Annotated in this window: 27 protein-coding genes and 4 pseudogenes; 25 read left to right on the top strand and 6 right to left on the bottom strand. The window is 53.9% G+C overall.

From position 1 onward, the window contains the following. From GJA01_RS13805 to GJA01_RS15170, 13 genes are all read left to right on the top strand, one after another. A partial coding sequence (locus GJA01_RS13805) for a transposase (protein WP_145993802.1) occupies positions 1-237 on the top strand: 237 nt, incomplete at its 5' end. Between the two features lie 152 nt (positions 238-389). After that, positions 390-677 (top strand): WGR domain-containing protein, encoded by a 288-nt coding sequence (locus GJA01_RS13800; protein ID WP_062502449.1) that lies wholly within the window; start codon positions 390-392, stop codon positions 675-677. A 128-nt stretch (positions 678-805) separates the two neighbouring features. Then, positions 806-1,387: a tyrosine-type recombinase/integrase gene (locus GJA01_RS13795; RefSeq protein ID WP_306417378.1), complete on the top strand. Its 582-nt coding sequence runs from the start codon at positions 806-808 to the stop codon at positions 1,385-1,387. Positions 1,388-1,463: 76 nt separating this feature from the next. Further along, positions 1,464-2,123 (top strand): AAA family ATPase, encoded by a 660-nt coding sequence (locus GJA01_RS13790; protein ID WP_010505780.1) that lies wholly within the window; start codon positions 1,464-1,466, stop codon positions 2,121-2,123. Then, positions 2,089-2,406, top strand: coding sequence for a ribbon-helix-helix domain-containing protein (locus GJA01_RS13785; protein ID WP_255312286.1), 318 nt, complete (start codon positions 2,089-2,091; stop codon positions 2,404-2,406). Before GJA01_RS13790 ends, GJA01_RS13785 begins: the two co-directional genes overlap by 35 nt. A 34-nt stretch (positions 2,407-2,440) precedes the next feature. Continuing rightward, entirely contained in the window at positions 2,441-3,352 is a 912-nt protein-coding gene (locus GJA01_RS13780; RefSeq protein ID WP_082785170.1) for a replication initiator protein A, read from the top strand. 236 nt (positions 3,353-3,588) lie between these two features. Beyond that, positions 3,589-4,500: a 3'-5' exonuclease gene (locus GJA01_RS13775; RefSeq protein ID WP_062502447.1), complete on the top strand. Its 912-nt coding sequence runs from the start codon at positions 3,589-3,591 to the stop codon at positions 4,498-4,500. A 66-nt stretch (positions 4,501-4,566) separates the two neighbouring features. Then, positions 4,567-4,962 (top strand): hypothetical protein, encoded by a 396-nt coding sequence (locus tag GJA01_RS13770; protein ID WP_062502446.1) that lies wholly within the window; start codon positions 4,567-4,569, stop codon positions 4,960-4,962. Between the two features lie 25 nt (positions 4,963-4,987). Next, positions 4,988-5,740 (top strand): metallophosphoesterase, encoded by a 753-nt coding sequence (locus tag GJA01_RS13765; protein ID WP_062502445.1) that lies wholly within the window; start codon positions 4,988-4,990, stop codon positions 5,738-5,740. 89 nt (positions 5,741-5,829) lie between these two features. Then, a complete protein-coding gene (locus GJA01_RS15345) occupies positions 5,830-5,991 on the top strand; it encodes a hypothetical protein (RefSeq protein ID WP_156470259.1) in 162 nt (53 codons plus the stop codon). A gap of 560 nt (positions 5,992-6,551) precedes the next feature. After that, positions 6,552-6,731: a type II toxin-antitoxin system HicA family toxin gene (locus tag GJA01_RS13760; RefSeq protein WP_011251576.1), complete on the top strand. Its 180-nt coding sequence runs from the start codon at positions 6,552-6,554 to the stop codon at positions 6,729-6,731. Positions 6,732-6,741: 10 nt separating this feature from the next. Beyond that, positions 6,742-7,161, top strand: a complete 420-nt coding sequence (locus tag GJA01_RS13755) for a type II toxin-antitoxin system HicB family antitoxin (protein ID WP_062502376.1) — start codon at positions 6,742-6,744, stop codon at positions 7,159-7,161. A 193-nt stretch (positions 7,162-7,354) separates the two neighbouring features. Continuing rightward, positions 7,355-7,705, top strand: a complete 351-nt coding sequence (locus GJA01_RS15170; RefSeq protein ID WP_145993801.1) for a hypothetical protein — start codon at positions 7,355-7,357, stop codon at positions 7,703-7,705. A gap of 615 nt (positions 7,706-8,320) precedes the next feature. On the opposite strand, the gene GJA01_RS13750 is transcribed toward GJA01_RS15170, so the two are convergent. Beyond that, entirely contained in the window at positions 8,321-9,949 is a 1,629-nt protein-coding gene (locus GJA01_RS13750; protein WP_253783069.1) for an ADP-ribosylglycohydrolase family protein, read from the bottom strand. Positions 9,950-9,988: 39 nt separating this feature from the next. Between GJA01_RS13750 and GJA01_RS13745 the strand changes: the two genes are divergently transcribed. The 3 genes from GJA01_RS13745 (at position 9,989) to GJA01_RS13735 (ending at position 11,387) form a co-directional block, all read left to right on the top strand. After that, positions 9,989-10,603, top strand: a complete 615-nt coding sequence (locus tag GJA01_RS13745; protein WP_062502486.1) for a hypothetical protein — start codon at positions 9,989-9,991, stop codon at positions 10,601-10,603. Between the two features lie 155 nt (positions 10,604-10,758). Further along, on the top strand, positions 10,759-11,004 hold the full coding sequence (locus GJA01_RS13740) for a type II toxin-antitoxin system Phd/YefM family antitoxin (RefSeq protein ID WP_062502485.1): 246 nt from the start codon (positions 10,759-10,761) through the stop codon (positions 11,002-11,004). After that, positions 11,001-11,387, top strand: coding sequence for a type II toxin-antitoxin system VapC family toxin (locus tag GJA01_RS13735; RefSeq protein ID WP_062502484.1), 387 nt, complete (start codon positions 11,001-11,003; stop codon positions 11,385-11,387). The genes GJA01_RS13740 and GJA01_RS13735 overlap by 4 nt, the downstream gene beginning before the upstream one ends. Positions 11,388-11,421: 34 nt before the next feature. Here the strand turns inward: GJA01_RS13735 and GJA01_RS13730 are convergent, their stop codons facing one another. The 3 genes from GJA01_RS13730 to GJA01_RS13720 form a co-directional block, all read right to left on the bottom strand. Next, positions 11,422-11,691: a hypothetical protein gene (locus GJA01_RS13730; protein WP_145993800.1), complete on the bottom strand. Its 270-nt coding sequence runs from the start codon at positions 11,689-11,691 to the stop codon at positions 11,422-11,424. 43 nt (positions 11,692-11,734) lie between these two features. Beyond that, positions 11,735-11,989, bottom strand: coding sequence for a conjugal transfer protein TraD (locus tag GJA01_RS13725; protein ID WP_062502482.1), 255 nt, complete (start codon positions 11,987-11,989; stop codon positions 11,735-11,737). Positions 11,990-12,053: 64 nt separating this feature from the next. Further along, positions 12,054-12,347, bottom strand: a complete 294-nt coding sequence (locus GJA01_RS13720; protein WP_062502481.1) for a conjugal transfer protein TraD — start codon at positions 12,345-12,347, stop codon at positions 12,054-12,056. Between the two features lie 161 nt (positions 12,348-12,508). On the opposite strand from GJA01_RS13720, the gene traA reads away from it, so the two are divergent. From traA to GJA01_RS15160, 7 genes and pseudogenes are all read left to right on the top strand, one after another. After that, a complete protein-coding gene (gene traA / locus GJA01_RS13715; protein ID WP_082785175.1) occupies positions 12,509-15,367 on the top strand; it encodes a Ti-type conjugative transfer relaxase TraA in 2,859 nt (952 codons plus the stop codon). Then, positions 15,361-15,999, top strand: a complete 639-nt coding sequence (locus tag GJA01_RS13710; protein ID WP_062502480.1) for a hypothetical protein — start codon at positions 15,361-15,363, stop codon at positions 15,997-15,999. Before traA ends, GJA01_RS13710 begins: the two co-directional genes overlap by 7 nt. 35 nt (positions 16,000-16,034) lie before the next feature. After that, positions 16,035-16,146: pseudogene (locus GJA01_RS13705) on the top strand (IS5/IS1182 family transposase); the annotation flags it as partial. Positions 16,147-16,214: 68 nt separating this feature from the next. Continuing rightward, positions 16,215-16,969, top strand: a pseudogene (locus tag GJA01_RS13700) (IS5 family transposase); the annotation flags it as partial. A 217-nt stretch (positions 16,970-17,186) separates the two neighbouring features. Then, entirely contained in the window at positions 17,187-17,561 is a 375-nt protein-coding gene (locus tag GJA01_RS15165; RefSeq protein ID WP_145993799.1) for a hypothetical protein, read from the top strand. A gap of 272 nt (positions 17,562-17,833) precedes the next feature. Continuing rightward, entirely contained in the window at positions 17,834-21,310 is a 3,477-nt protein-coding gene (locus tag GJA01_RS13695) for a baseplate J/gp47 family protein (RefSeq protein ID WP_062502429.1), read from the top strand. A gap of 3 nt (positions 21,311-21,313) precedes the next feature. Continuing rightward, positions 21,314-21,916, top strand: a complete 603-nt coding sequence (locus GJA01_RS15160; protein WP_145993798.1) for a hypothetical protein — start codon at positions 21,314-21,316, stop codon at positions 21,914-21,916. 108 nt (positions 21,917-22,024) lie between these two features. On the opposite strand, the pseudogene GJA01_RS13685 reads toward GJA01_RS15160, so the two are convergent. Continuing rightward, positions 22,025-22,779, bottom strand: a pseudogene (locus GJA01_RS13685) (IS5 family transposase); the annotation flags it as partial. Positions 22,780-22,839: 60 nt separating this feature from the next. After that, entirely contained in the window at positions 22,840-23,046 is a 207-nt protein-coding gene (locus GJA01_RS13680; RefSeq protein ID WP_082785160.1) for a helix-turn-helix domain-containing protein, read from the bottom strand. A 493-nt stretch (positions 23,047-23,539) separates the two neighbouring features. On the opposite strand from GJA01_RS13680, the gene GJA01_RS13675 reads away from it, so the two are divergent. Then, positions 23,540-24,318, top strand: a protein-coding gene (locus GJA01_RS13675; protein WP_216634279.1) for an IS5 family transposase whose coding sequence is annotated in 2 segments (ribosomal slippage) — positions 23,540-23,878 and positions 23,881-24,318 — 777 coding nt in all. Because the reading frame shifts where the segments join, the coding sequence is not laid out codon by codon here. Positions 24,319-24,388: 70 nt separating this feature from the next. Further along, positions 24,389-24,995: pseudogene (locus GJA01_RS13670) on the top strand (IS5 family transposase); the annotation flags it as partial.

The raw sequence follows: 24,995 nt of genomic DNA, 5'->3' as shown, positions 1-24,995 counted from the left end.
GGGGTCCACCTCTCCCGCGGAAGACCAGTCAAATACGATAAGAGAAAATATAAACGCCGTAATCGCATCGAGATTATGTTCGGAAGGCTCAAGGACTGGCGGCGGGTCGCAACCCGCTATGACAGAGGCCCTACCGTCTTCTTCTCCGCCATCTGCCTCACTGTAACCGTCATGTTCTGCCTACGAGGCCTGAGCCTAAGGATAAGAAAGTGCAGGCTGTTATACTATTACTTATAATGTAACACCCGTGCCTTCCAGTCCCGAGCCTGAGGACACTGCTCCTTCCCGCCTCTGTCTCACGATCGGCGAAAAAGCCCCGAAAATCCGCATCCTTGGAGAAAAAGCCCCTGACGGTTCGGATCCGGACCTGTTACATTTTTCGGGATCTGATGCCCAAAGCTCCACAAACGGCTCCGCCCCGCCAGTTCAGCCTCTTCCCCGAGAGCGCCCGTCTGCAGCGGATTGACCCAACGACCAACTGCTGGCGCTTTTACCGTCTGACCCTGCAGGACGATCTCTTTGGCGGCACTGTTCTCGTCCGCTCTTGGGGACGTCTGGGGACCACCGGTCAGGAACGGCGGGAACGTTTCGGCGATCCAGTTGCCGCTCAGAAAGAGCTGGTCCGTTGGGTGCGGATGAAGCAGCGTCGGGGCTATCGAGAGGAAATGGACGGATGACAGCAAACGATGTGACGGTGAAAACGAGGGCTCTGCCCTCGCGCTCCCGGCAGGAGCCGCAGGCTCCTGCACCTCGGGGGGTTAACAGGAAGAATCCGTCTGGCGGCGGCGTGGCGCCGCAGGCAGGGATGCAGCTGTTTGATCAATCAGGCGCGCGGAAATATCTCACCGTCTCCGAGCGCACCGCTTTCCTGAAAGCGGCCGAGCATGCGCCGCGCGATGTCCGCACCCTCGCCATGACCCTGGCCTGGTCGGGGTGCCGTCTGTCCGAGGCCCTGGCCCTGACAGCCGACCGGGTGGATCTGGCCGGCGGCGTGCTGGTGTTTGAAAGTCTGAAGAAGCGTCAGGACGGAATCTATCGGGCCGTGCCCGTCCCCCCTGCCCTGCTCGAAGCCCTTGATCTGGTGCACGGTGTCCGCGAAGCGCAGGCGCGTCGGGACCGGGGCCGCTTTCTGCGTCTGTGGCCGGTGGCCCGCATGACCGGCTGGCGCATGGTGCACCGGGTTATGGCCGAGGCTGGTCTATCTGGCCCCGCCGCCTCCCCCAAGGGCCTGCGGCATGCCTTTGGCGTGGCGGCCGTCTCCACCGGCATTCCACTCAATCTCGTGCAGAAATGGCTCGGCCATGCCCAGCTCTCTACCACCGCCATCTATGCCAACGCCTCCGGCGACGAGGAGCAGACTATTGCCAGGAAAATGTGGTCAATCTAAAACATATTTTTAGAAACTATTTTAAATGTTTATAAAATGTTCTTTTAATATTAAAAGAACATTAAAGGAAGGTCTTATGATTCTCACTGTTGGCAATACGAAAGGCGGCGTAGGGAAAACCACCCTTGCAGTTCAAATCGCTATTTTCAGAGCGCTTCAAGGACGAGATGTCTGGTTGATCGATGGAGATCGTCAAGGAACAGCAGCCTCGGCGATTTCCATTCGCACAGAAGCAAATCAGAAGCCTGGAATTGCCTGCGCACAATATTCAGACGGTCCTACTTTACGAGGACAAATTCAACAGCAGAAAAACAAATGGGATGATATCATTATAGATGCAGGAGGCAGAGATTCTACAGCTCTACGCGCCTCATTAATTTTATCGGATGTTTTATTAGTTCCATTCGCCCCACGCTCATACGATGTATGGGCTCTCGATGATATGGCTAAGCTAATTGATGAGGCACGCAGCGTCCGAGACGGCTTAAACTGCTTTGCTGTTATGAACCAAGCAGATCCGGGATTATATTCATCGGATAATTCAGAAGCAGCATCTGCTGTGTCAGAAGTGAAGCAGTTTCGATATTTAGATATGCCTATCCGCCGCCGAAAAGCATTCAGTAACGCTAGTGGGGCAGGATTATCTGTTTCAGAGATGCCCGTAAAAGACGCAAAGGCTTGTAAAGAGCTTTCAAAATTAGTTGAATACGTTTTTAATATTAAAAACGAATCATAAGGATATTATTGTGGCTATCTTAAAAAGACCCCAAAGACCTACGCCTCCTTCGGTAGAGGACGCATTCATTGCAGGTGCACCGGACGGTGGGACTTTCACACACTCAACTCCAGAAGCATACAATAAAGGCATACCTAAAGGACATAAGCGACAAATCAGTTTGACGATTGCCCCAGAACTACTGAAGCGCGTTGACGAAATTGCTAAGAGAACCGGGCAGGCCCGTGCAGGAATTATAAATATGGCTATTTATAGAGCCTTAGAAGGAGATGTTTTTAAATGATATTAATATCTAATTAGGATGGAAAGAATATCTTATGGATATTAAAAAAGATCCTTCTAGCAAAACTTTTCGTTCTGCTCCCTCTGCCCAAGAGCAAGGGGATTTTTTTGTTCCCGGATTATACGATCTTGCGACAAAAGATAACCGTGGTGTTATGGATGTCGCAGTATTTCGTCTATCTAAAAAAGACAAACGCGCAAATGATGTAATGATACATTATCTCCCTGATGGTTATGTACGTATAACTAGTGGCCCTGATGGCATGGCGTCTATTTGGGACTATGATATAATTTTGATGGGTATTTCATACTTAACCGAAGCAATGAACAAATATCGGTCTGGACTAGGAGAGAAGCCAGGGCGCATTTTTTCTCCTCAGGTATCAGATATATTAAAATTTTGTCGCCAATCTGATGGCGGTAGGCAATATGAAGCAGTTGAATCAGCTTTGCGGCGCCTTAAACAAACTTCTCTTGAAATAGTCCGTGGCGAAAAGAAAACTAGGGGGGGCCGTACAATCCGAGAAACTACAGGATCTGGTTTAATAAACGATTACAAGACCATATCATATGCAGATACTGGGCGTGTAATGGCTGTAGAGATAGAGCTTCCTAACTGGCTATATTCGGCAGTAGTAGAGTCAGAAAATCCTGAAGTTCTTACCGTCCATCCAGATTATTTCCTTTTAAAACCTGGTCTCGGAAGATTTTTGTATAGATTGGCAAGAGTGGCAGCTGGGAAAAATGAAGCTAAATGGTCATTCCGGTTAATTTATGAACGTAGTGGTAGCCAAGGAACTTTTAAAAGATGTTCATACGAACTTAGAGAGTTTGTTAAACGGAACGACTTGCCTGAATATGATCTTTACGAAGAAAGTGGGCGAGAGGGACCGCTTTTAATCATGAGGTACCGTTCAGAGAAGCAGCATTCTTCTTTGGGTTCCTAATAGACGGAGAAGCAGCAGCTTTAAAAGCAGGAAACCTTAATCTGCCCCGCTCTCCTGTGAAAATTCCGTCTTTTAGGAACCAAACTCCGTCTTTTAGGGACCCGTTTCCGTCTTTTAGGAACCAAACTCCGTCTTTTAGGAACCGTCTTTCTTTGCAAATAATTGAAAAAAAACAATAAAATCGGAATTTTTTTTCCTAAAACTCTTTAAAACATTTAAAACTATTTGAAACCCGAATGCTTGTGGATAACTCTCTCCCTTCTGATCGTGCTTTAGAAGCTCTGGCTAATCGCCTGGAGGCTTCAGAAGATTATCGGGTGCTCAGGCGTCTGCATCCTTCCGTTCTGGGTCATAAACCCGAGGGCAGGGGACTACGTACCGGCCTGTTCGTTGATCTGGAAACCACCGGCCTTGATCCCCGTCAGGACGAAATCATCGAAATCGGCATGGTCCCGTTCATTTACCGCATCGATGGTCTTCTTCTTGGAACCCTGCCAGCTTTCAGCCGACTGCGGGAACCTTCCATTCCCGTGCCTGCCTTTGTTCAGGATCTGACAGGACTGACACCCGAACGCCTGGCTGGACACACCATCTCGCCCGACGAGGTCGCGGCCTTCGCCTCGGATGCCAGTCTGGTGATTGCTCATAACGCAGCATTTGACCGTCCTTTTCTCGAACGCTTCTGCCCGGCCTTTGTGAACAAACCCTGGGCCTGTTCCATGGAAGACATTCCCTGGGATCAGGCAGGCTTTGAAGGACGCAAACTGGGGCATCTGGGTCTCCAGGCCGGATTTTTCTTTGACGGGCATCGCGCCGTGGATGACTGTCAAGCTGCCATTGCCCTTCTGGGTCACACAGGCTTCCCGGAGAACCGCTCCGCCCTCTCTCTCCTGCTGGAACGGGCCAGGACGGTCTGGACGCGTCTGTGGGCCGAATATGCGCCCTTTGAGCTCAAGGATACGCTCAAGGCCCGTGGCTACCGTTGGAACGATGGTTCTGACGGCCGACCCAAAGCCTGGTTCATCGACAGACCGCCTGAAGAGGTTGAAGAGGAGGTTCGCTTTCTTCGCTCTGACATCTATCAACGGGACGTCGACATTCCCATCCGGCCTGTTGAAGCCGGAGACCGCTTTACCAACCGGGTCTGAGGCGGTCCTTGTCCGAAACTTTGCAGAGTGTCACTCTGATCTCTTTCACAAACAGGGAGTTTCCTGATGTCGATCCGGTTCCGTACGTCGTTTGCCATGCTCCTGGCGGGCATGACTCTGTCTTCTGCCGCTCTGGCAGCTGAGATCTCTGAGAAACCCTGTGAAACCGATCTGTGCCGCAGCGTCCGGCAGTCCTGGACCACCGTGCGTCAGGATGCCTCTGATGCGACCCGCTGGACCAAAAAGAAAAGCGTCAAAGGATGGGATGCCACGAAGGACGCCACAACCAAGGCTGCACACTGGACTGGCCGGGAAAGTGAGAAAGGCTGGAAGGCCACAAAAGCCGGAACGAAAGATGCGGCGCATGACACTGCCGCCTGGACCAGAAAAGCAGCCCATGATGTGAGCCAGTGGGGAACGGACAAGACGCCCGACGCGGCCAAAACCGGGCAGAATCAGTAATCCTGGACCAATAGGGTTCAAGGCTATGACCCGCCTGTGGGTTCTGTCTGATCTCCATCTTGAGACTGTACCGTTTCCGGACCGCTATGATCCGGCTCGTCCGGAGTTCGATGTGCTGGTGGCGGCAGGCGATCTCTGGCGGGGCGAACCGGAAAAAGCCGTGGCAACGCTTAACCGTCTGGCAGGCGGCCGTCCGGCTGTGTTCGTCGCCGGTAACCATGAAGCCTGGGGGATGACCCCGGAGCAGGCGCAGGAGCGTCTGAGAGGGGCGACAGCCGGAACAACCGTCCATCTGCTGGACGGAACAGAGGTCGTTCTGGCCGGGATCCGGTTCACAGGCATCACACTCTGGGCGGATGGGGCTCTGGCTCCTGTCCCAGTGGATCCGGAGCAGACAACAGGTGAGGGGGTTCTGCGGCCTTGTGGTGAGGGTTTCATCACGCATGGTGATGAAACGGCCCTGCATCATGCCCATCGTGCCCGGCTGGAGCAGTGTCTGTCAGAGACGTCGTCCGGGTTGCCGGTCGTGGTGGTCACCCATCATGCGCCTTTGGCAGCGTGTTTGCCGGAAAGCCTGCGACGTCAGTCAGGAGCCGGGCTGTTCGCCTCTGATCTGTCCGGCCTTATGGAACGCTTCCGGATTGCTTTGTGGATCTATGGTCATATCCATACCCGGCAGGAGCACCGTCATGCCAGCGGGACCTGTGTTGTCGCCAACCCGGCCGGACCCCTGTTTTCGGTTCCGGGATTTGACGACGCACTCGTTGTCGAGATTTGAACGCACCCTTATTCAGACGGTGAAAACAGGATGTGAGTCCTGACTTGAAGAACAGGATGTGAGTCCTGACTTGAAGAAGGAAGAGTGTTGTGGATCCGCTGATGCAAGGACTGCTTGTCATGCTCCTCCCTGCTGCTGGGCTGACCATCGGTCTGGGTCTAGTCACTGGACCAGTCATGTCCAGACTGGCGCAATATCGCGTCATGTCTTTGAAAGGCACTCAGCAGACAGATCCTTCAAACTCTCTCTAGAAGCCGTGGCCCAGAATAGGAAAGTGAGCAGCTGACACGCGCAAATGTTGTCAGGATGATTGCTCTGCTACAGAGACCATCCTGTATGTTTGACGGCTTCTGTGGATGTTCAGTGTCTTCCTCGTGTCCAATTTGGACACAGGGAAGACGTTGCTGCCCTCCTGATAGCCTTCACTATTCCGAGAGTGCGGTTCTCAGAATGAGACCGCTTCGTGGCCTCTTCGAAGCGGGTTCGAGGCCATTGTGAGGCCTATACGAGGCAGTAGCGAGGCAACTCCGAGGCGTTCAAACGGGTCTCTTCATAGACCATTGCACCGTTGGTGCGGGAGAGGGGTGCCAATCTGTTAGACCTTTCCCCTTTCTGAACGAAAGGGTGCGGTTACTAACGCTACCCTTTGGAGAGCGATGAGCTTTTGTTCGAAAACGTACGCCAAGAAATTGCATGGTAGGAAAAGCATCGGAAGACAGGCATCACCTGCGACCATGACCACAAGGTGTTCGAGGGATGGCAGAAGCCGGTTTTTGTTGAACAGAACTCCTAGCGTGTGTATAATGTGTAAATGAAAAGCGCCGTTCTGATCCGAGAGCTGGAAAAAGCAGGCTGGACGCTGGATCGCGTGCGCGGTTCACACAATGTCTTCAAACATCCATCCCGGCCGGGGATCGTGGTCGTGCCTCATCCTAAGAAGGATCTAGGCATCGGACTAGTCGCCGCCATCCGCAAGCAAGCAGGTCTCTAGGAGGATCATCATGCGCTATCCGGTTGTTATCGAACGGGGCAGCGAGACAACGGCTTTCGGCGTTGTCTTTCCTGACCTTCCCGGCTGCTTTTCGGCAGGCGACACACTCGACGAAGCCATGTCCAGCGCGGAAGAAGCCGCAGCGGCATGGATCGACGCCACTCTGGACGCGGGAGAAGCGGTTCCGTCTCCCAGCACCCTCGATGCCATCCAGAGCAACCCGGACTATCAGGGCTGGACCGTCGGTATTGTTACCATTGATCCGGCCATCCTCGATGACCGGGTGGAGCGGGCGAACATCTCCCTTCCACGGCGGGTTCTGGAACGGCTGGACGCTCTCGCCAGAGCCTCCCGCGAAAGCCGATCGGGTATGATTGCGGCCATGACCCTACAGGCAAAACTCACGCCTGACGCCGTTCGTGAGCGCTGACATTCTGTGATGGCCGAGGAAGGTGGCGTGAGGCCTCTTATACGCTTCTTGGTGTCTGAGAATGCCTCGACCGAAACCGGTAGGCGCGATAGGGCTACGGCATTGTCTTGATTCAGCCTACAAAAAGATATTGCTCTGCCAATTTTCATCGCATAGATGGTTAGGCTCCTTGTGAACAAGTGAGCTAGAATTTATGGAAAATACATCAGAAGATAGCTTCTATCTTATAGCACATAATAATTCTCATTACGTGCCGTATAAGAAAAGAAATCTAAAAAGCGGCGCTTACGGCTATGAATTATTACCTGAAGGCTATGGTAATAATCCAAGTATGGATGAATATACGGAAGACGTTGCTCATTTAATAAAGAGAGTTGTTGTAGATAAGTGGTTAGTTCGTGCCAAAGTCCTTAATGGGCCACAGCAAACGAAAGGCAACTCGGTTGGCCTTCCTGGTCCTGAACACCCAACACGAAAGCGTATTCGCACGTACTGGATATCGTCTAAGCTTCAGCATCTCACTATTCCCGCCTCCGACATCTGATGTCGGTAATCTGATACGCGGTCTATACGGAAGCCCTCCCCTTGGTCGTGGTGGCCCTCAGCATGACCCTTATCCTGCCCGCCTTCCGAGAACCTCCCGCTTCGCTTCAGGCCGCATCAGACCATTTTAGCCCTTGCGCATGGTATCCCACCACGTTGTGCGTCTATCACGTCGACTGGACGGCCTTCGGCGCTTGTTGCCGCACTTAGAGTGTCACGGCGCTCCCTGCTCAGCTCGAAACCGTGGCCGCCTGGATCACGTCATGTCTGGGAGCAGGGCCGCAAAGGGTATCGTTAGTAACCGCACCCTTTCGTTTAAAAAGGAGGAGGGTCTAACAGATTGGCACTGCTTTCCCGCACCAACGGTGCAATGGTCTATGAAGGCACTCTTTTCCATGCCGTATTTACGCCGTGGTGACGCCGTGCGAACGCCGTAGATGCGCCGTGAAGACGCCGTAGATCTGAAGGCAGACAGCTCGCTCTGTCCCTACGTTTCAGGCCTTGTTACAGTGAGGCCTTCAGTGCTGGCCTGTGTCCAGAACGGACACAGGCTGAGGACAGCAAGACATTTTCGAGGGAAATCTCTTTCCTCTTGCTGGCGCAATAGTCTTCAGTCTCAACCACCCGGATAGAATTCCCACATGGCCAAGGCAAAACGCTCGCCCGTGTTGTGATGACGGGTATCGCAGAGGTCACCGGCCAGACGGTTGATAAGATCGGCGCATTCGATCTGCGTCCGCCAGGGATGGGCCAGAACCTCGTCAGGAAACATCAGTCCCAGAAGATTGCCGGCGATGGCGGCCGTACTGTCGCTGTCTCCGGAATGCGTTACGGCGATGCGCAGTCCCTCTTCGAAGCCGGTGGCGACGCGAGCGGCGTAGAGGGCGATGGACAGGGCTTCTTCGGCCACCCATCCCTGACCCAGCATCTCGACCGTTTCGGGGCGTCCATCAGGCGCAGTAGTCCAGGCCCGCTCCACGGCAGCCTGTGTGGCGTCGTCCAGGCGCAGGGTCTGTAGTGACCGGACCGCTTCTTCCAGCGGTGTTCCGTTCAGCAGCTGCGCCAGAATATACGCCTGAGCCCGGGCGGCGTTACGGCCTGTCGGATGTGCGTGGGTCAGATGGGAACAGTCATCGGCCAGGGTATCGCAATGAACGCCTCCGTAGAGGGCGACGGGCGCGACCCGCATGATGGTTCCGCAGCCCTTGCTATCATTTCGGGCAAAGTCACCGAGATGTTTTGCGGATCTCAGGGAAGACAGACAGGTTGTTCCCGGAGCGCGGCGGCGGTGCATTCGCGGGTCACTGACCAGACCGGTCCAGTCATGGATCTGCGGGTTCCCTCCCTGTGTTGTCAGCCAGCGCAGCAGGGCATGGTGCACGACACCCGGAGGATGGCAGATGCCTTTCAGGCTCCCGCGCACATCGGCCCGGATCAGACCTTCGGCTGTAAACAAGGTCATCTGCGTATCATCGGTTATGGCAACTGGACGGCCGTCATGGGGCAGGATGCGGTCAACGCCGTGTGGAAAGGTCTGCCGGATACGGTCCAGGGACCAGAATTCCATTTCCGCTCCCAGCGCGTCGCCGATGGCGCCACCAAACAGACAGGCCCGGAACAGCTTGTGGTTCCGGTCGCTTTCCTGACGCTGTTCTTCCAGCCAGGCTTTCTGACGGGGAAGTGGGCCGGCGCCTTTCCGGGCTTTTGCGACCTGCTCCAGGGCATAGCTAATACTTTCGCCGCGCTCACACTGAAGCAGGGCTGCCACCAGGGCCGTCCGTTCTAGACCGGCACGGCAATGGATGACGATCTGGCCGCCAGCTTCCAGACGTTGGTGCAGGGCCGGGGAGATCCGGCGCCAGTGCTGTGTCCACCGGGTATCCGGAATACCGGTGTCGGGGATGGGCAGGTGGAACCAGAGCAGACCGGCCCCTTCCATGGCGGCTTTCATGTCGCCGACGTCCAGGTGGTCCATCTCGTCCTGAGGCGTCAGGGAAATCACGATGTCCGTTCGCCAGAGCTTCAGGCGCAGGATATCGGCCTGAAGATCCCGGTCCCAGTTCGGGCCAGAAAGGGATGGTCCCTTGCGGCCCGGACAGAGGGTCATGCCCACTTTTCCGTCGGCAAGCCGAAAACTGTCGATCATCAGCGGATGGGTCAGGGAGGTACGCATGATCTGGTTTCTTTCGGTCGGTCGGGCCATGATATGGCCCTGTGTTGTCTGTTCCGGAGACGGTTTTCCCATGACCTGTTCCGGAAATGCCAAACCGTCGGGATTTTCCGCATGCCTCTGAAAAAATCCTATGTGGCCCTGACTTGGACCCGTCCAGTGCCCTGGGCCGGATTTGACCGGCTCTCGTCAGATATTAATGCTGCCGCAAAACAGAGCCGGACCATACGTTATCAGCGGGATCTGATCCGGCAGTATGTGCGCGAAGTACACGGTGTTCTGGAGAAAGAGGTTGCCTTGCTGGAGCTTGCTCCCGACAGGGCGACGCCGGAGAGCCTGAAGATTCTGGAGAATCTGGTGCGTGAGTGCTCGTCTCAGGCGACGTTCCTGAGCGTGGACTTCACAGCCGCCCAGGGCTGGCGCCCGCAGCCGGCTCTGCGGCAGGGCATACCGATAGAGCGATGTCTCGCACTGACGCCGGATCCGCTACTCATGGATGGGAAGCTTTTCGATCCGCAGGCGCATTTCAAGGCATGGCGACAGAAGGAAAAGGCGCATGTGCAGTCCCGGCCGAAGCATCGACAGGATATTCTGAAGGCTCTGGCCGGGCAGGAGGATCTGTCATGGCCGAAGAAGGCAGATCTGCTGAATGCCCAGGATCTGCGGACCCATGGAGGCAAGCCTTGGACTGCAGACAATCTCCGGAAGCTGCTGGAATTAGTAAAATAGAGGATTTCTCTACCGCTTGACTGGACCGCAAAATAGTGTGGCCTAATCTGTCGGTTTAAGAATGTGGTATCCTGATACCGGATACACAAATGTCTCACTTGATAAGCTAGACCAATATGACTAAGTCTTTATGGTCCGGATCAGGGGGTTCTGCCATGCGCACTGTCAACATTCACGAAGCCAAGACCCATCTGTCCCGGCTGATCGAGGCCGCCATGAAAGGTGAGAGCTTCATCATCGCCAAAGCCGGCCGGCCCATGGTGCGTGTCAGTCCGATTACAGCTCCCGAAGAGACACAGAAGCGCCGTCTGGGTTTTCTGGCCGGACAGATCCGGGTTCCGGAAGACTTTGATCGCATGGGCCAGGAAGATGTCATTTCCCTGTTCGACGGTCCGGCATGAAGCTGCTTCTGGATACCCATCTTCTGCTCTGGGCTGCCGGAGAGCCGGACAGGCTGTCAGTGCGTGCAAGATCCCTGATGGAAGATCAGGACAATGATCTGGTGTTCAGTGCTGCCAGCCTGTGGGAAGTCACCATCAAGGCAGGACTGGGACGTGCAGACTTCCAGATTGACCCCCATCTGCTGCGACGCGGTCTGATCGAAAACGGCTACGCGGAACTGCTCGTCACCGGTCAGCATGCCCTTGCGGTCGGGCAGCTTCCTGATGTGCACCGGGATCCTTTTGACCGCATCCTCGTGGCCCAGGCGACGGTGGAGGGGCTTCTGCTATTGACCCATGATCCGCTCGTACAGGCCTATCCCGGTCCCATCACAGCCGTCTGATTACACCGGCTCCGGAAGATCATCCCGATGTCTCTCAGAACGACGACCAGTCCGATCCGGATGAGCCCGGATCGGACATTATCGCCGGAGTATGATGGGCACTGTCATGATGATGGGACTGTGACGGGCATGAGGTCATCAGTTCCGTCAGAACGAGATCAGTGTTCGGGAGCGGAGCTGAGGAAGACGTTTTTCCTTTCTGATCTGCGTAAAGACCTTCCAGCCGTTTCAGCAGCCATGGGATCAGAATGGCCAGTCCGATCAGGCTGACCGGCAGCATGCAGACAGTCAGAATCTGGATCATACAGCATTTTTCCCCCGCGACTTCCGGCTTTCGTTCTGAAAGATCATAACCCGTTTCCTTCATCGTCTTCACGCTCCGTGCGGAAGCGGTTCAGCCCCCGTCGTCGCCAGCGTGTTTTCAGATCGGCGGCAGACTGGTTTTCATATCCCTGAAGCTGCTCTGCCAGCTCCAGAAAAGCTCCGAGCAGTGTGGCCCTGTCATCGGCGGTCAGATCGACCAGACCGGCCTTCTGCACCAGCCCCCCGAGTTCGATAAGATGCCGGGTCCGTTCCCGCCGTTCCCTTACCCAGTCCCGCATGTCGCTCCGTACCTTTCGTGCCTGATGCCGGGCAATCAGGACGTTCTGCCTGCCAATCCGTTTCTCAAGCGTCAGAAGCTGCGTTCTGAGCGTTTTCCGTGCCCTTCCGGCTGTGCTTCTTTCCGCCTGCCTGAAAGAAGGCGTGTCCACGTTCGCTCCACCTCGCGACAGCTTCCGGTTTGTCCGTGGCCTGCTCGACGGCTGCCAGCAGAATCCCCGCCAGAGCCTCGACGGCCAGCGTGTCCGCTCCCGTTGCCTCGACCAGCTCTCCCAGCTGGACGGTCCGCTGTGTTCTGAGCTGTTTCGCTTTTTCCTGAAGGGCTTTCAGTTCGGCATCAATATCCCGCGGTCTGCGCATGTCCCTGTTCCGTTCCGTAAGGTTGTCCTGCATGCCTGCGGCGCAGTGCGCCGCCCGTCACGTCTCTCTTATGACCGACCAACCGTTTACGTTTCGTTAGCGAGTGCGCGCTTATACGTCATTGCATGACGTGCGCTTTTTCGAACTGACCCGCTGACGCCATGGCGATCTATCACCTCTCGGTCAAACTGATCAGCCGTGCGACCGGTCGGAGTGCCGTTGCTGCGGCGGCTTACCGCTCTGCGTCCCGGCTCGAAGACGACCGCCTGCAGAGGACGCATGATTTCACGAACAAGACCGGTGTCGTGCATTCGGAAATCCTTCTTCCGACTGCTGCTCCGGATCGCTGGAAAGACCGTTCGGTTCTGTGGAACGAGGTTGAGCGGGCTGAAACCCGCAGGGATGCCCAGCTGGCGCGGGAAGTGGAATTTGCCCTGCCCAGAGAGCTGCCAAAGCATGCGGTCATTGCCCTGGCGCAGGACTTTGTGCGCGAACAGTTTGTCGCTCGCGGTATGGTGGCCGATCTCAATGTTCACTGGGATATCGGAGAGGAAGACGGACTGCTTCGGCCCCACGCCCATGTCATGCTTTCTCTGCGGGATGTCGAAGAAGTTTCCGGGCCGGACAGCGCACAGAAACGGACCGGGTTCGGTCTCAAAAGGCGCGAGTGGAACAGGCCGACCCTCTTGGCCGTCTGGCGGCAGCGTTGGGCCGAGCAGGTCAATACCTGTCTGGCGGAGCATGATCTGGATCTGAGCGTTGATCATCGCTCGAACGCAGCCCGGGGGATCGCTCTTGAACCGCAGCACAAAATCGGTGCTGCGGCTTTCCGGCGGAGGGTACGTGGTGAACAGAGTGAGCGTGTTTCGGACCATCTCGGGATTGCACGCCGTAATGGTGACCGGCTGCTGGCTGAGCCCTTTCTGGTGCTGGAAACCCTGACCCGGCAGCAGAGCACGTTTACCCGTCAGGACCTGGCCCGGTTTGTGGACCGGAACACGGCGGATCCGGAGCAGTTCGTTCAGGTGATGGCGAAAGTGGAAGCCTGTCCGGAGCTGCTGGCGCTCGGAAAGGACGGACGCGGTCAGGAGCGGTTCAGTACGCGCGACATGGTTGCAGTGGAGCAGCGGCTGGCAGAGATGTCTGTGACGCTTGGGCAGACACAGGGCCATGCCATGTCCCTGCGGATCCGGCAGGCTGCCATGCGCGTGCCCGGGCTTGGGGAGGAACAGGCTCTCGCGGTGGGAGAGGTGACGAAGTCCCGCGATCTGTCTGTCGTGGTGGGCTATGCCGGAACGGGCAAGAGCACCATGCTCGGTGTAGCCCGCAAGGCCTGGGAACAGGCCGGGTACCGGGTACGGGGGGCGGCGCTGTCGGGGATTGCTGCGGAAGGACTGGAAAGTGGATCCGGGATTGTGAGCCGGACGCTGGCGTCTTTGGAATATTCCTGGGCTCAGGAAGAGGATCGTCTGGAACGTGGGGACGTGCTGGTGGTTGATGAGGCCGGCATGGTGGGGTCACGTCAGATGGAGCGGGTGCTGTCTGTCGTCCGCGAAGCCGGGGCCAAGGTGGTGCTGGTGGGTGATCCCGAGCAGTTGCAGGCGATCGAGGCGGGCGGAGCCTTCCGGGCGGTGGTCGAACGGGCCGGATCGGTGGAGATCACGACAGTGCGTCGGCAGCATGCAAAGTGGCAGCAGGAGGCCACGAAGGAGCTGGCGACAGGCCGGACAGGATCAGCACTGGAGCGTTATGAAACAGCCGGCCTGGTACAGGACCATCAGACGCAGGAAGAGGCACTGTCCGGTGTGGTGGCGGACTGGGACACCGAACGTCAGGCGCATCCCGGAGAGAGCGCGATCATGCTGGCGCATCGGCGGGTGGATGTCCGCGCCCTCAATGAGGCGGCGCGCAGGATTCGTCAGGAGCGTGGCGAGCTCGAGGCGGATGTTGAGCTTGCGGTGATGACCACTCAGGGAGAGCGGCAGTTTGCGCAAGGGGACCGGCTGTATTTTCTGCGCAATGACCGGCATCTGGGCGTGAAGAACGGAACGCTGGGGACGGTGCGGGGACTGTTCGGGATGGAGGAGGACAGGGTCCTCCTGTCCGTACAGCTTGACGGACCGGACGGTACGGGCACTGGACGGACCGTGGCCGTACGGACTTGGGAATATGACGCGCTGGATCATGGTTATGCGGCGACCATCCACAAGGCACAGGGCGTGACGGTGGACCGGGCGCATGTGCTGGCGACGGGAAGCATGGACCGGCATGGGGCTTACGTGGCGCTCTCGCGGCACCGGGACAGTGTGTCCGTCCACTGGAGCCGGGATGATGTGGGCAGCCGGGAGGGGCTGGTGGCGAGGCTTTCCCGCGAACGGCTGAAGGATACCACGCTGGATTATCCTGTCCGGGATGAAGACGCCGTATCTCCCAGACGACGTGGAGGGGATGTTTCAGAAAATGGAATGGCCTCCGGGGCCGGAAAAGAGGGTTCTGTCCCATCCCAACCCGCGCAGGCACCAGATCCGGAACACCCTGATCTTCTGTCTCCTGAGTTTCTGCAAAAGGGACGGGCTGAAGTCCGGAAAGTATATGGGGACTGGCAGCGCGAGAAGGCGCTGGCCGTGCAGGCCGAACGCTGGTGCCAGGACTGGGGGAAGTCCTGGCAGGCCTACGCTCAGGCCGTTCATGGTCTGGTTCCCGGACAGGCCGTGTCTGAACAGGTGAAGCGGGGTCTGTCTGACTGTGCCCGTGCCCTGCAGCAGGATGACCCGCTCCGGCAGAGGGTTCTGCGGGACTGGGAGCGTCTGGATCCGGTCAGGAAGGGTGAAGCGTGGTTCAGGACTGTGGTGCGGCAGAATGTGGAGGCGTCCCGGGCGCTGTATGCGGCTTTGTCTGCCCATGAACAGAGTGTTCTGGACAGGATGCGACAGCAGCGCCGGATGCTGGAGGAACGCCGGAAGCTGCAGAGCCTGCGTAGCATTCCGTATCAGTCGGAGAGGGATCGGACACCATGGTAAGTGAAACGGAACGGCGGATCTTTGGTCTGCTGGAGATGGCTGAGCGTCAGCAGGCCCTGTCCGGGGAGATGCTGCAGGACCTGAAGCGGGAGAGGGAGGCTCTGGCGCGGGAGCGTCAGGAGCAACGTACCGCACATGAACGCTGGAGGCGGGATATGCGTCAGGCCACGCAGACGGAAGTGCGGCGCGGTCTGGAGGACATGCTGGCAAGCGGGACGGAAAGTGTACGGCTGACCCTCTCAGGACTGCGCTCCGAACTGAATCATCTGCCGCTGCAGACGAGCCGCGCCGTGCAGGCTCTGGAGCGTCTGGTCCATTACGCCACCTGGGGGCTGTTTCTGCGGATTGTGGCAGGGGTGCTGGGGCTGGGAGGCGGTCTGTGGCTGATCACGTCCGGAATCCTGCTGTGGCAGCAGGGGCGTCTGGTTCAGCTGGAGGACCGCAAAGCTGTGCTGTCGGAAGAGCTACGGCATATGGAGCAGCGGGAACAGGACTGGAAACAGGCCGGGATGCTGCAGGATTTGACCCGCTGTGGACCGGAGCAGCGATGGTGCGTGCTGACTGATCCGGAAGCCGGCTCTTACGGGGATAGTGGAGAGTTCAAGGTACTGCAGGGATGGAAGAACTCTTGATTCCCTGGTTCATCCAGACCTGAAATAGCGTTGCGCTGTTCATTCGCACCGTGGGCATAACGCGAGCCACCATGAGGAGGGTGGGCCAACATCGTCTATAATATGCGCCGCTTTCTCCTCCTGGAGCGGATTAACGCCGCCGCGTAGCAATCTAGGCTCATGACCCATTGATTTGATTGTGGAAATCTGATTCAGGCTCTGCGAGGAGACTGGAGATGAGCGACTTGTTTTGGCTGACGGATGAACAGATGGAGCGTCTGCGGCCCTTTTTCCCAAAGAGCCACGGCAGACCCCGCGTTGATGACCGCCGCGTGCTGAGCGGCATCATCTTTGTGCATCGGAACGGCCTGCGCTGGCGTGATACACCCCGGGAATACGGTCCGCACAAGACGCTCTATAATCGCTGGAAGCGCTGGGGCGACATGGGCATTTTCATGCGGATGATGGATGGCCTGTCTGCTGCGAAAGCCGAGCCTCAGACGATCATGATTGATGCGACGTATCTCAAAGCACACCGCACGGCTTCAAGCCTGCGGCTAAAAAAGGGGATCCAGGCCGTCTGATCGGACGGACAAAAGGTGGCATGAATACGAAGCTGCATGCGATCACGGATCAGAACGGACGATCGCTGAGCTTTTTCATGCCGGCGGGGCAGATCAGCGATTATACCGGTGCCGCTGCTCTGCTGGACAGTCTTCCTGCCGCACAATGGATGCTGGCGGACCGGGGTTACGACGCCGACTGGTTCAGGGACGCCCTGGAAGAGAAAGGGATAAAGCCCTGCATTCCAGGACAGATAACCCGCGGAAGACCAGTCAAATACGATAAGAGAAAATATAAACGCCGTAATCGCATCGAGATTATGTTCGGAAGGCTCAAGGACTGGCGGCGGGTCGCAACCCGCTATGACAGATGCCCTACCGTCTTCTTCTCCGCCATCTGCCTCACTGTAACCGTCATGTTCTGCCTACGAGGCCTGAGCCCAGAGCATGCAGCCCTCTCTCTGCTCAAAACGCACAACGAAAATCACCATCCAGAGCCTTCAATACCAGCCTACGAGCCCAAAATCAGGCAGAAAGGTCTTCAATCAACGGTTCTTCGAACCCTTCAACGGAAAATAAATCTTGTTAAAGATTTGATAAGAATCTTAGCACATATTAGTCGGAAGACGTCATTGAAGGTGCGCCATGAATCCGGTGGATTGGGAAAAAGCTGAAAAAATTGGAGCAGTTTTAGGTTTGCCAATAAAAGAAAATATTGATTTCAACTATGGATTATGGCGCGTTACAGGATCCAATCATAGAATTGAAGATAGTGTTACTTATTCCCATAATTTTGGAAAAAATAATAATATGGAAATTCCGAAAAATATCCATGATTCCGCAGTGGAGTTGATGAAAGACTATGGAGAGAAAGCCTCATTTATTGCAGCGGACCGTGCAACAATGGCATCCTATGCTAGAAATCAACATCGATCCGATTTTTGGGTGTTAGTCTTTACAGAAATTCGTCGGATAAATTCTATTTCTGTTGTAAGCACAACGCTACCAGAAACGGTTTAGTTTGTAGAGTTGGTTCAGAAAATTAAGAGTGAACATTTCTAAACCTGACGCTTATAGTGACGAAGATTATGGCCGTTCGGTTTCTCTAGTCTAGTATTTATACCAATATATTGAATTGGAGAAAGACAAGTTTCATAGTAATGATTTATTATATTATTAATAATATTAATATTTTTACTTTAATACAAATTATTTAAATAAATAATTCTATTAACCTGACTTTAATTTTTCATAAATATGAAAGTCATTCATAATTTGCTTTAGGATTATTTATGAGTGACATTATTAAAAAAACATCTACTGTTTTTCTTGGATCGGCTGCTAACATGCAGGCTATGCTAACACCGGCGATTTATAGTGAAATGATTTCAGAAGGTGTTGGTCTCTACGGTCATGGCAACGGTATTTACGCTATGGTTGCTAGCAACAGAATGGCTGCTCTGACAGCAAGTCTTCCGGCATCGAAAACTGCTCCTGGTGTTGCCGAGTTTGGTATGTCTAGCGGTTATGCCACTGGTACTGTCAGTGTAACCAATTCAGGTTCCGTCACCCAGAAAATTGCAGTGGGTACCCTGTTCAGAGGGCAGAATGGGCAAGAATATGTTGTCACTGCTTTCCCTGGTCAGCCTGGGTACACATCTCAAATGACCGGGCCAAATTCCCATGGGTACGTTTCGACGGATGACGATGAGTACTACCAGATTTCCGCAGGTACAAGTGTTACCCTGACGTTAGAATCGTTAACGGCAGACACGTCTGCCAACCTAGCGGCCAACGGTATTACTTCATTTGCTACTTCCGCTGTCTCCTCCCTGAATATTACGTCCTCTACGGCATTTACGGGAGGCGGCTCTTTCTCTGAAAGTTATTTCACGGGCGCCCAGAAGGCTCCTATGTATTACCTTTACCAAAAATATGGCTATTTTCCTTCCGAAGGTAACGTGAACGTCCATGATGGCTATCGCTGGACGGATAATGATCTTTCTTCGTGGAAGGATTATACTGATGCCGCTCGTGGCTACGGCGTGATGAACATGGCTCCCATTTTCACCAATAACGGTTTGATGGCAGACTATTCTCAGGACTTCGCTACATCCTCATACTGGACAACAGCGCGTGAGGCAGCTTTGTACGGAGGGGGATTATCCTTTGATAGCCCCCCCGGTTTCTTTAACCAGTTCACATCTAATTGGTTCAAGGCGATGGGGCAGGATCCCGATACCTATATTAATTTCGTGGAATCAGAGATTCGGTGGGCTACATCTGAAGGTTTGCGTAGCTCTGTCATCATTTCCCCTTTTGGAACGGGCATGACCGATACTGTTCAGACCGATTACCTTGAGCAAACCAAGGTCATGATCGCCCGCCTTCAAAAAGATGGAGCCATGCCTTCTCAGTTCATTGTCGAAAACTACAATCTTGATGCCAATTTAAATACATTTGACGCGAATGCATCTAATACTGAGAGCCTTAATTCTGTAGCGTCCTATCTCTCGACGGTTACCACAAACTCGACAAACTCCGAAAGCAATTTACAGACAATTGCACAGTCAGGTGCGGACATGATGATGTCTGGCATCCGACCCTCTGTCTCTGTCGATACCGGTCACAGTGTCCTATATGACTATCCGCAATTTTTTACCGCCTCCACGGATACTTTGGCGACCATGACTCTGTCTCTTTCTGGTGGTTCAGATCTCAGTCTTTTTGCCACAGGGGGAGCACTCTCGCAGGACGGGCGCATATTGACAGCCACAGGAACTGCGGCGCAGCTTTCTGCCATCTTGAAATCCTTGGGTGTCGACGTGCAGGCACTAAGAGACGATACTGCGACGCTTTCCCTAGATTTCAAGGACGCCGTATCAGAAATCAAAGGCACGACATCACTTTTTTACAAGGGCTATGCCAGTACGGGCATCTATACCAGTGAGGTAGATGGAAGTCTGGATATGCAGGATACGGCACTGTCCATTTCTGTCACCGCAGGAAAGTTTACTCTGACTGGTTCGGGCGGTAATCCAACACTTAGCGGAGTAGGCCAAGCGACGCTCGAAGGAGCATACAATACGGTCGTAGATAACCTAGCTGCGGGGGCAATTCTCAGAGGAACGGCCAGTTCCATTACGGTAGGGGCCGGGTCATCCCTGTCCATGGTCGACGCATCGAGTGCTGGTGTTATACTTTCTTCGTCCTCCTCGCTGTCCATTGCTGACAGCGCCAGAGCAACCATCACGGTTAGCACGGGAATATCGTCTATTGAAATGGCAGGGGGTACGCTTGACTATTCAGCCAGCTCGGGCAGAGGCAATACTTCCATCAACCAGAAGGCAGGTTTTTCGACCATCGCCATGGGGGCCGGTCAGACATCCGCCATTATCAACCTCGCTGCCGCTCAAGCTACTGTGACGGGTCTGCAGGATTTGTCCGACTCACTGGTTCTCACTGGACTAGATTCCGCTGCGGATTTAACGACGACTTATGACAATGGGGAAGCTATCCTCACCGCTGCCGGCCTGTCCGGACGGATTTCCGTAAAAAATAGCCTAGGCTACGGCATCAGCTACTCTTCGACAGACTCCGGAAATGTGTCTGTCCAAGTGTCTTCCGACAGCAAGAACGGAGCTGTTTATGCGTCAGATGAGGGCTTACACAGTATCATGGTTGGCAATGCGAGCCTGACAGCCAATTTTTCAACAGGATATACCAAACTTTTTGAAGACATGTCCGCAAATTCTCATGTGGATCTGAATGGCTTCAACATCGCCAACGGCCTAGTTCTACTGACGGGTCTGAAAAGCCTCACGGACGTACAGGTCTCCTATGAAAATGGCAATGCTATCGTCACCGAAGCCGGAAATCCCGGGAATATGGTCATCCATAATACAGACAAAGTATCTTTTGTGTCGGATGTCGGGGACACAAACTTCTCGCAGATGGCTGGCTCCAATGCGCTCGCAGTTCTATCCACGCCGACACCTGCTGTCATTTCCGTGTCGGAAGGAAAGTCTGAGACATTCACAGCAGGATCTGGTGTCAGGACTGTCGACATAAGTGGAGGTTTACTCTCCGCTATTCTAAATGACAACAGCTACACAGTCCTCAAGCAAGACTTTTCAGGTGATGCAGCTTCCATTGTCGACGGGTTTACGACAGCCAATGGTGAAATTCTCGCAACGCACTTGTCAGATTTTAGTGATCTTCAAGTCTATTATAGCGACGGGAATGCAATAGTTTCAGGTGATCATGGTTCTCTTACCCTCCTTAATACGCAGGTTGGATCCATTAATCTTTTGCAAAACGTAGGGGATGAAAATTTTTCAGTTTCAAATGGTAGTAAAACGGTTGCCGTTATAGGGACGGCGTCAACGAATAACGCCATTACCGTTACATCAGATCAGATATTTAATGCAGCTTCTGTTAATGATAATCTCGTGCATCTCAAATCTGGGAATTTAACAGCCAATCTTACAGAAAATAGTTATACAACCATTGATATTGATATGAATTCTGTATCAAAAATGACAATAAATGATTTTGTGAATAGTAATGGTCTTATTCTTTTAAAGGGTATAAATTCATCTTCTGATTTGTCTGTTTCATACCACGATGACAATGCCTATATTAAGGGTGGAACTGGTTCAGAGATCATTATGACGGGAACGAACCATGTCAGTTTTCTATCCTCAGTTGGAAATGTTAATTTTACTCACGTAACAGGTCAGTCGACTATGGCACTAGTTGGAGTCTGATACGTGACGTCTACCGATATCTTTGACCTTGTAGCCTATTACAGGAACCGACCTCTCTCGCCAGTTCAGATAAGGTTTATTCCTGGAGCATTAGAAATGAGCAGGCCTGTTATGCATGAAACGGGCCTACTTGATGGCAGACCGGTCTATTTCCGTGCAACAGTCACCTCTGACTGCTTTTCCGTCTCTGGAGATGATGGCAGACGACTTCTTGAACGCCATGAATTGGTACGCGCTTTTCCCCAGTGGAGTCTTCTCATTGAAAAGACCATGACACCAGTTTATGTTTCCCCCAATCACCTCCTGAAGCAGATTGCAGATATACAAAGACAGTGGCGAAATAAATCCAGGAACGGAGTGCCTAAGCATGTAAAAATAATAGATGTAACCAACAAAGCGTTTAAAGATCTCTCAGCATGTCTTGGTCTCTCTAACCCGTCAGAGGAGGACAAGTTTATTCTCAGCTCAGTCCTCAAGGAAGAGTTGCGGGAAGAGGATCTTGAAAGGATTGTAGCAGTGAGGTCGAGGATACTTACCAAAACTAATATAGAGTTGCTCAAATTCATTCTGGAAAAGGCCAGAATGTCGCAGCTCTCCACCTGTTGATGCGCCTGACGCCTACTTTCTGAGCTTTGGCAGGCTAATTGTGGTTCCATCTCTGCGTTTTGAGCAGATGGAAACTATAATTCTCTGGATGACTAGGCTCAGGCCTCGTAGGCAGAACATGACGGTTACAGTGAGGCAGATGGCGGAGAAGAAGACGGTAGGGCATCTGTCATAGCGGGTTGCGACCCGCCGCCAGTCCTTGAGCCTTCCGAACATAATCTCGATGCGATTACGGCGTTTATATTTTCTCTTATCGTATTTGACTGGTCTTCCGCGGGTTATCTGTCCTGGAATGCAGGGCTTTATCCCTTTCTCTTCCAGGGCGTCCCTGAACCAGTCGGCGTCGTAACCCCGGTCCGCCAGCATCCATTGTGCGGCAGGAAGACTGTCCAGCAGAGCAGCGGCACCGGTATAATCGCTGATCTGCCCCGCCGGCATGAAAAAGCTCAGCGATCGTCCGTTCTGATCCGTGATCGCATGCAGCTTCGTATTCATGCCACCTTTTGTCCGTCCGATCAGACGGCCTGGATCCCCTTTTTTAGCCGCAGGCTTGAAGCCGTGCGGTGCGCTTCGAGATACGTCGCATCAATCATGATGGTCCGGGGCTCGGCTTTCGCAGCAGACAGGCCATCCATCATCCGCATGAAAATGCCCATGTCGCCCCAGCGCTTCCAGCGATTATAGAGCGTCTTGTGCGGACCGTATTCCCGGGGTGCGTCACGCCAGCGCAGGCCATTGCGGTTCACAAAAATGATGCCGCTCAGCACACGGCGATCATCAACGCGCGGTCTGCCGTGGCTCTTTGGGAAAAAGGGCCGCAGACGATCCATCTGTTCATCCGTCAGCCAAAACAGATCGCTCATCTTCAGTCTCCTCACAGAGCCTGAATCAGAGTTCCGTAATCAAATCAATGGGTCATGAGCCTAGGAAAGAAGGTTACTAGGGTTTATTTCTAGTGCGGATATTAAGCGCATCAGTTCTTTAGGTGTTGGTCTATACTGTCCAGATTCAATTGAAATAAGAGCCTTAGGGCATATATTTGTCATTTTTGACAAATCTTTAATTTCTAATCCTGCATTGGAGCGAGCAAAAAATACTTTTCTTGCAATGATTTCAGTCAAATTTTTCATTTATTTCAAACCTTTGCAAACAACAAAAAGAAGCCATATTTCAACTCGACGAGCCTTGCATTGACGATAATTTAACGCATTGTGTGGCAAAAAATTTCTCAACGTTTCGTTAGAAGACGTTTTGACACAGTGAGAGTTTCATAACATGTCTCCAGAACTAGATGCTCTTCTTGCTCTCGCAGATGATTTATATAATCACGGACAACATCAAGAAACGTTGACGGTCATAGAGAATATCTATGCGCTGTATGATTTATATCAATTTGATTGCAACGACTTGGAGGGATCGAAGAATTGCTGATTCATTTTGCTTTTGCCTGATTTTTGTTTTTTGGTGTGCTGATTGACGATTCTTGGGATGGCGTTTGCTCTGCGATTTGAGCAGAATGAGGATTTCATGTTCTGGCTTGCCAGGCGACGGCGCTGATCCGTTCTAGGGCCTGTTAGACCTTGAATGCCAGAACGGACTGCATAGCTGTTTATGATGAGCATGATGCAGTCTGTCTTTTCTGATACCGCATGGTCCGTCTGGGAGCCTTTGATCGAGGAAGTCCGTCCGAAGGGCAAGACCCCACCGAAGAACCTTCGACGGACGATATCTGCGATCTTCTGGCGCCATCAGAACGGTGCAAAATGGCGCGCTCTGCCATCTGAATTTGGTCCCTGGTGGATTGCCGCACAGTTGTTCATTCGCTGGTCGAAGCTTGGGGTGTGGCAGCGCCTCTTTGAAAAAGTCAAAGGCAAAGATCAGGCCCTCGGCATGGTTTTTCTCGATGGCACGACGATCCGTGCCCATCACAAGGCGGCTGGGGCCGCCAAAAAGGGGGATGCAGAGGATGCCTCAGGGATCGTGAGGCATTTGGCCGCTCACGTGGAGGCTTTGGCACCAAGGTCTGCGTAGCCGCAGATGGACATGGCAGGGCGCTGTCCTTCACACTGTCGCCCGGGCAGGCACACGAACTGCCATCCGCTTATTCCTTGCTCGACGATCTGCCATACCCACCGACCTATGTCGTCTGTGACCGTGGATATGCCTCGCATAAATTCCGCGAATATCTCTGGAACCGGGGATCTCGTCCTGTCATCCCGCCAAGGAGGAATGATGCAGAAGTCGCCTGTCCAAAATGGGCTTACAGACACCGACATCTGGTCGAAAACCTGTGGGCAAGGCTCAAGGAGTGGCGGGCTGTCGCGACCCGATACGAAAAGACAGCCGCATCCTTTCTTTCCGTCATCCTCATCGCCGCTACAGCAGACTATATCAAGGCCTAACAGGCCCTAGGCTCAGGACCCATTGATTTGATTACGGAACTCTGATTCAGGCTCTGTGAGGAGACTGAAGATGAGCGATCTGTTTTGGCTGACGGACGAACAAATGGAGCGTCTGCGACCGTTCTTTCTCAGGAGCCACGGCAGACCCCGCGTTGATGATCGCCGTGTGCTGAGCGGCATCATCTTTGTGAACCGCAATGGCCTGCGCTGGCGTGATGCACCCCGGGAATACGGTCCACACAAGACGCTCTATAATCGCTGGAAGCGCTGGGGCGACATGGGCATTTTCATGCGGATGATGGATGGCCTGTCTGCTGCGAAAGCCGAGCCTCAGACGATCATGATTGATGCGACGTATCTCAAAGCACACCGCACGGCTTCAAGCCTGCGGCTAAAAAAGGGGATCCAGGCCGTCTGATCGGACGGACAAAAGGTGGCATGAATACGAAGCTGCATGCGATCACGGATCAGAACGGACGATCGCTGAGCTTTTTCATGCCGGCGGGGCAGATCAGCGATTATACCGGTGCCGCTGCTCTGCTGGACAGTCTTCCTGCCGCACAATGGATGCTGGCGGACCGGGGTTACGACGCCGACTGGTTCAGGGACGCCCTGGAAGAGAAAGGGATAAAGCCCTGCATTCCAGGACAGATAACCCGCGGAAGACCAGTCAAATA

The sequence above is a fragment of the Gluconobacter japonicus genome, from assembly GCF_002723975.1.
Lineage (GTDB): Bacteria > Pseudomonadota > Alphaproteobacteria > Acetobacterales > Acetobacteraceae > Gluconobacter > Gluconobacter japonicus.
The sequence above is the reverse complement of the archived record's forward strand: the minus strand, read 5'-3'. Positions and strand labels throughout refer to the sequence as shown.

Coding starts and splice junctions, on each gene's coding strand:
- GJA01_RS13800 (WP_062502449.1), top strand. CDS start 390: ATGCCCAAAGCTCCACAAACGGCTCCGCCCCGCCAGTTCAGCCTCTTC.
- GJA01_RS13795 (WP_306417378.1), top strand. CDS start 806: ATGCAGCTGTTTGATCAATCAGGCGCGCGGAAATATCTCACCGTCTCC.
- GJA01_RS13790 (WP_010505780.1), top strand. CDS start 1,464: ATGATTCTCACTGTTGGCAATACGAAAGGCGGCGTAGGGAAAACCACC.
- GJA01_RS13780 (WP_082785170.1), top strand. CDS start 2,441: ATGGATATTAAAAAAGATCCTTCTAGCAAAACTTTTCGTTCTGCTCCC.
- GJA01_RS13775 (WP_062502447.1), top strand. CDS start 3,589: ATGCTTGTGGATAACTCTCTCCCTTCTGATCGTGCTTTAGAAGCTCTG.
- GJA01_RS13770 (WP_062502446.1), top strand. CDS start 4,567: ATGTCGATCCGGTTCCGTACGTCGTTTGCCATGCTCCTGGCGGGCATG.
- GJA01_RS13765 (WP_062502445.1), top strand. CDS start 4,988: ATGACCCGCCTGTGGGTTCTGTCTGATCTCCATCTTGAGACTGTACCG.
- GJA01_RS13760 (WP_011251576.1), top strand. CDS start 6,552: ATGAAAAGCGCCGTTCTGATCCGAGAGCTGGAAAAAGCAGGCTGGACG.
- GJA01_RS13755 (WP_062502376.1), top strand. CDS start 6,742: ATGCGCTATCCGGTTGTTATCGAACGGGGCAGCGAGACAACGGCTTTC.
- GJA01_RS15170 (WP_145993801.1), top strand. CDS start 7,355: ATGGAAAATACATCAGAAGATAGCTTCTATCTTATAGCACATAATAAT.
- GJA01_RS13750 (WP_253783069.1), bottom strand. CDS start 9,949: ATGGGAAAACCGTCTCCGGAACAGACAACACAGGGCCATATCATGGCC.
- GJA01_RS13745 (WP_062502486.1), top strand. CDS start 9,989: ATGCCTCTGAAAAAATCCTATGTGGCCCTGACTTGGACCCGTCCAGTG.
- GJA01_RS13740 (WP_062502485.1), top strand. CDS start 10,759: ATGCGCACTGTCAACATTCACGAAGCCAAGACCCATCTGTCCCGGCTG.
- GJA01_RS13735 (WP_062502484.1), top strand. CDS start 11,001: ATGAAGCTGCTTCTGGATACCCATCTTCTGCTCTGGGCTGCCGGAGAG.
- GJA01_RS13730 (WP_145993800.1), bottom strand. CDS start 11,691: ATGATCCAGATTCTGACTGTCTGCATGCTGCCGGTCAGCCTGATCGGA.
- GJA01_RS13725 (WP_062502482.1), bottom strand. CDS start 11,989: ATGCGGGACTGGGTAAGGGAACGGCGGGAACGGACCCGGCATCTTATC.
- GJA01_RS13720 (WP_062502481.1), bottom strand. CDS start 12,347: ATGCGCAGACCGCGGGATATTGATGCCGAACTGAAAGCCCTTCAGGAA.
- traA (WP_082785175.1), top strand. CDS start 12,509: ATGGCGATCTATCACCTCTCGGTCAAACTGATCAGCCGTGCGACCGGT.
- GJA01_RS13710 (WP_062502480.1), top strand. CDS start 15,361: ATGGTAAGTGAAACGGAACGGCGGATCTTTGGTCTGCTGGAGATGGCT.
- GJA01_RS15165 (WP_145993799.1), top strand. CDS start 17,187: ATGAATCCGGTGGATTGGGAAAAAGCTGAAAAAATTGGAGCAGTTTTA.
- GJA01_RS13695 (WP_062502429.1), top strand. CDS start 17,834: ATGAGTGACATTATTAAAAAAACATCTACTGTTTTTCTTGGATCGGCT.
- GJA01_RS13680 (WP_082785160.1), bottom strand. CDS start 23,046: ATGAAAAATTTGACTGAAATCATTGCAAGAAAAGTATTTTTTGCTCGC.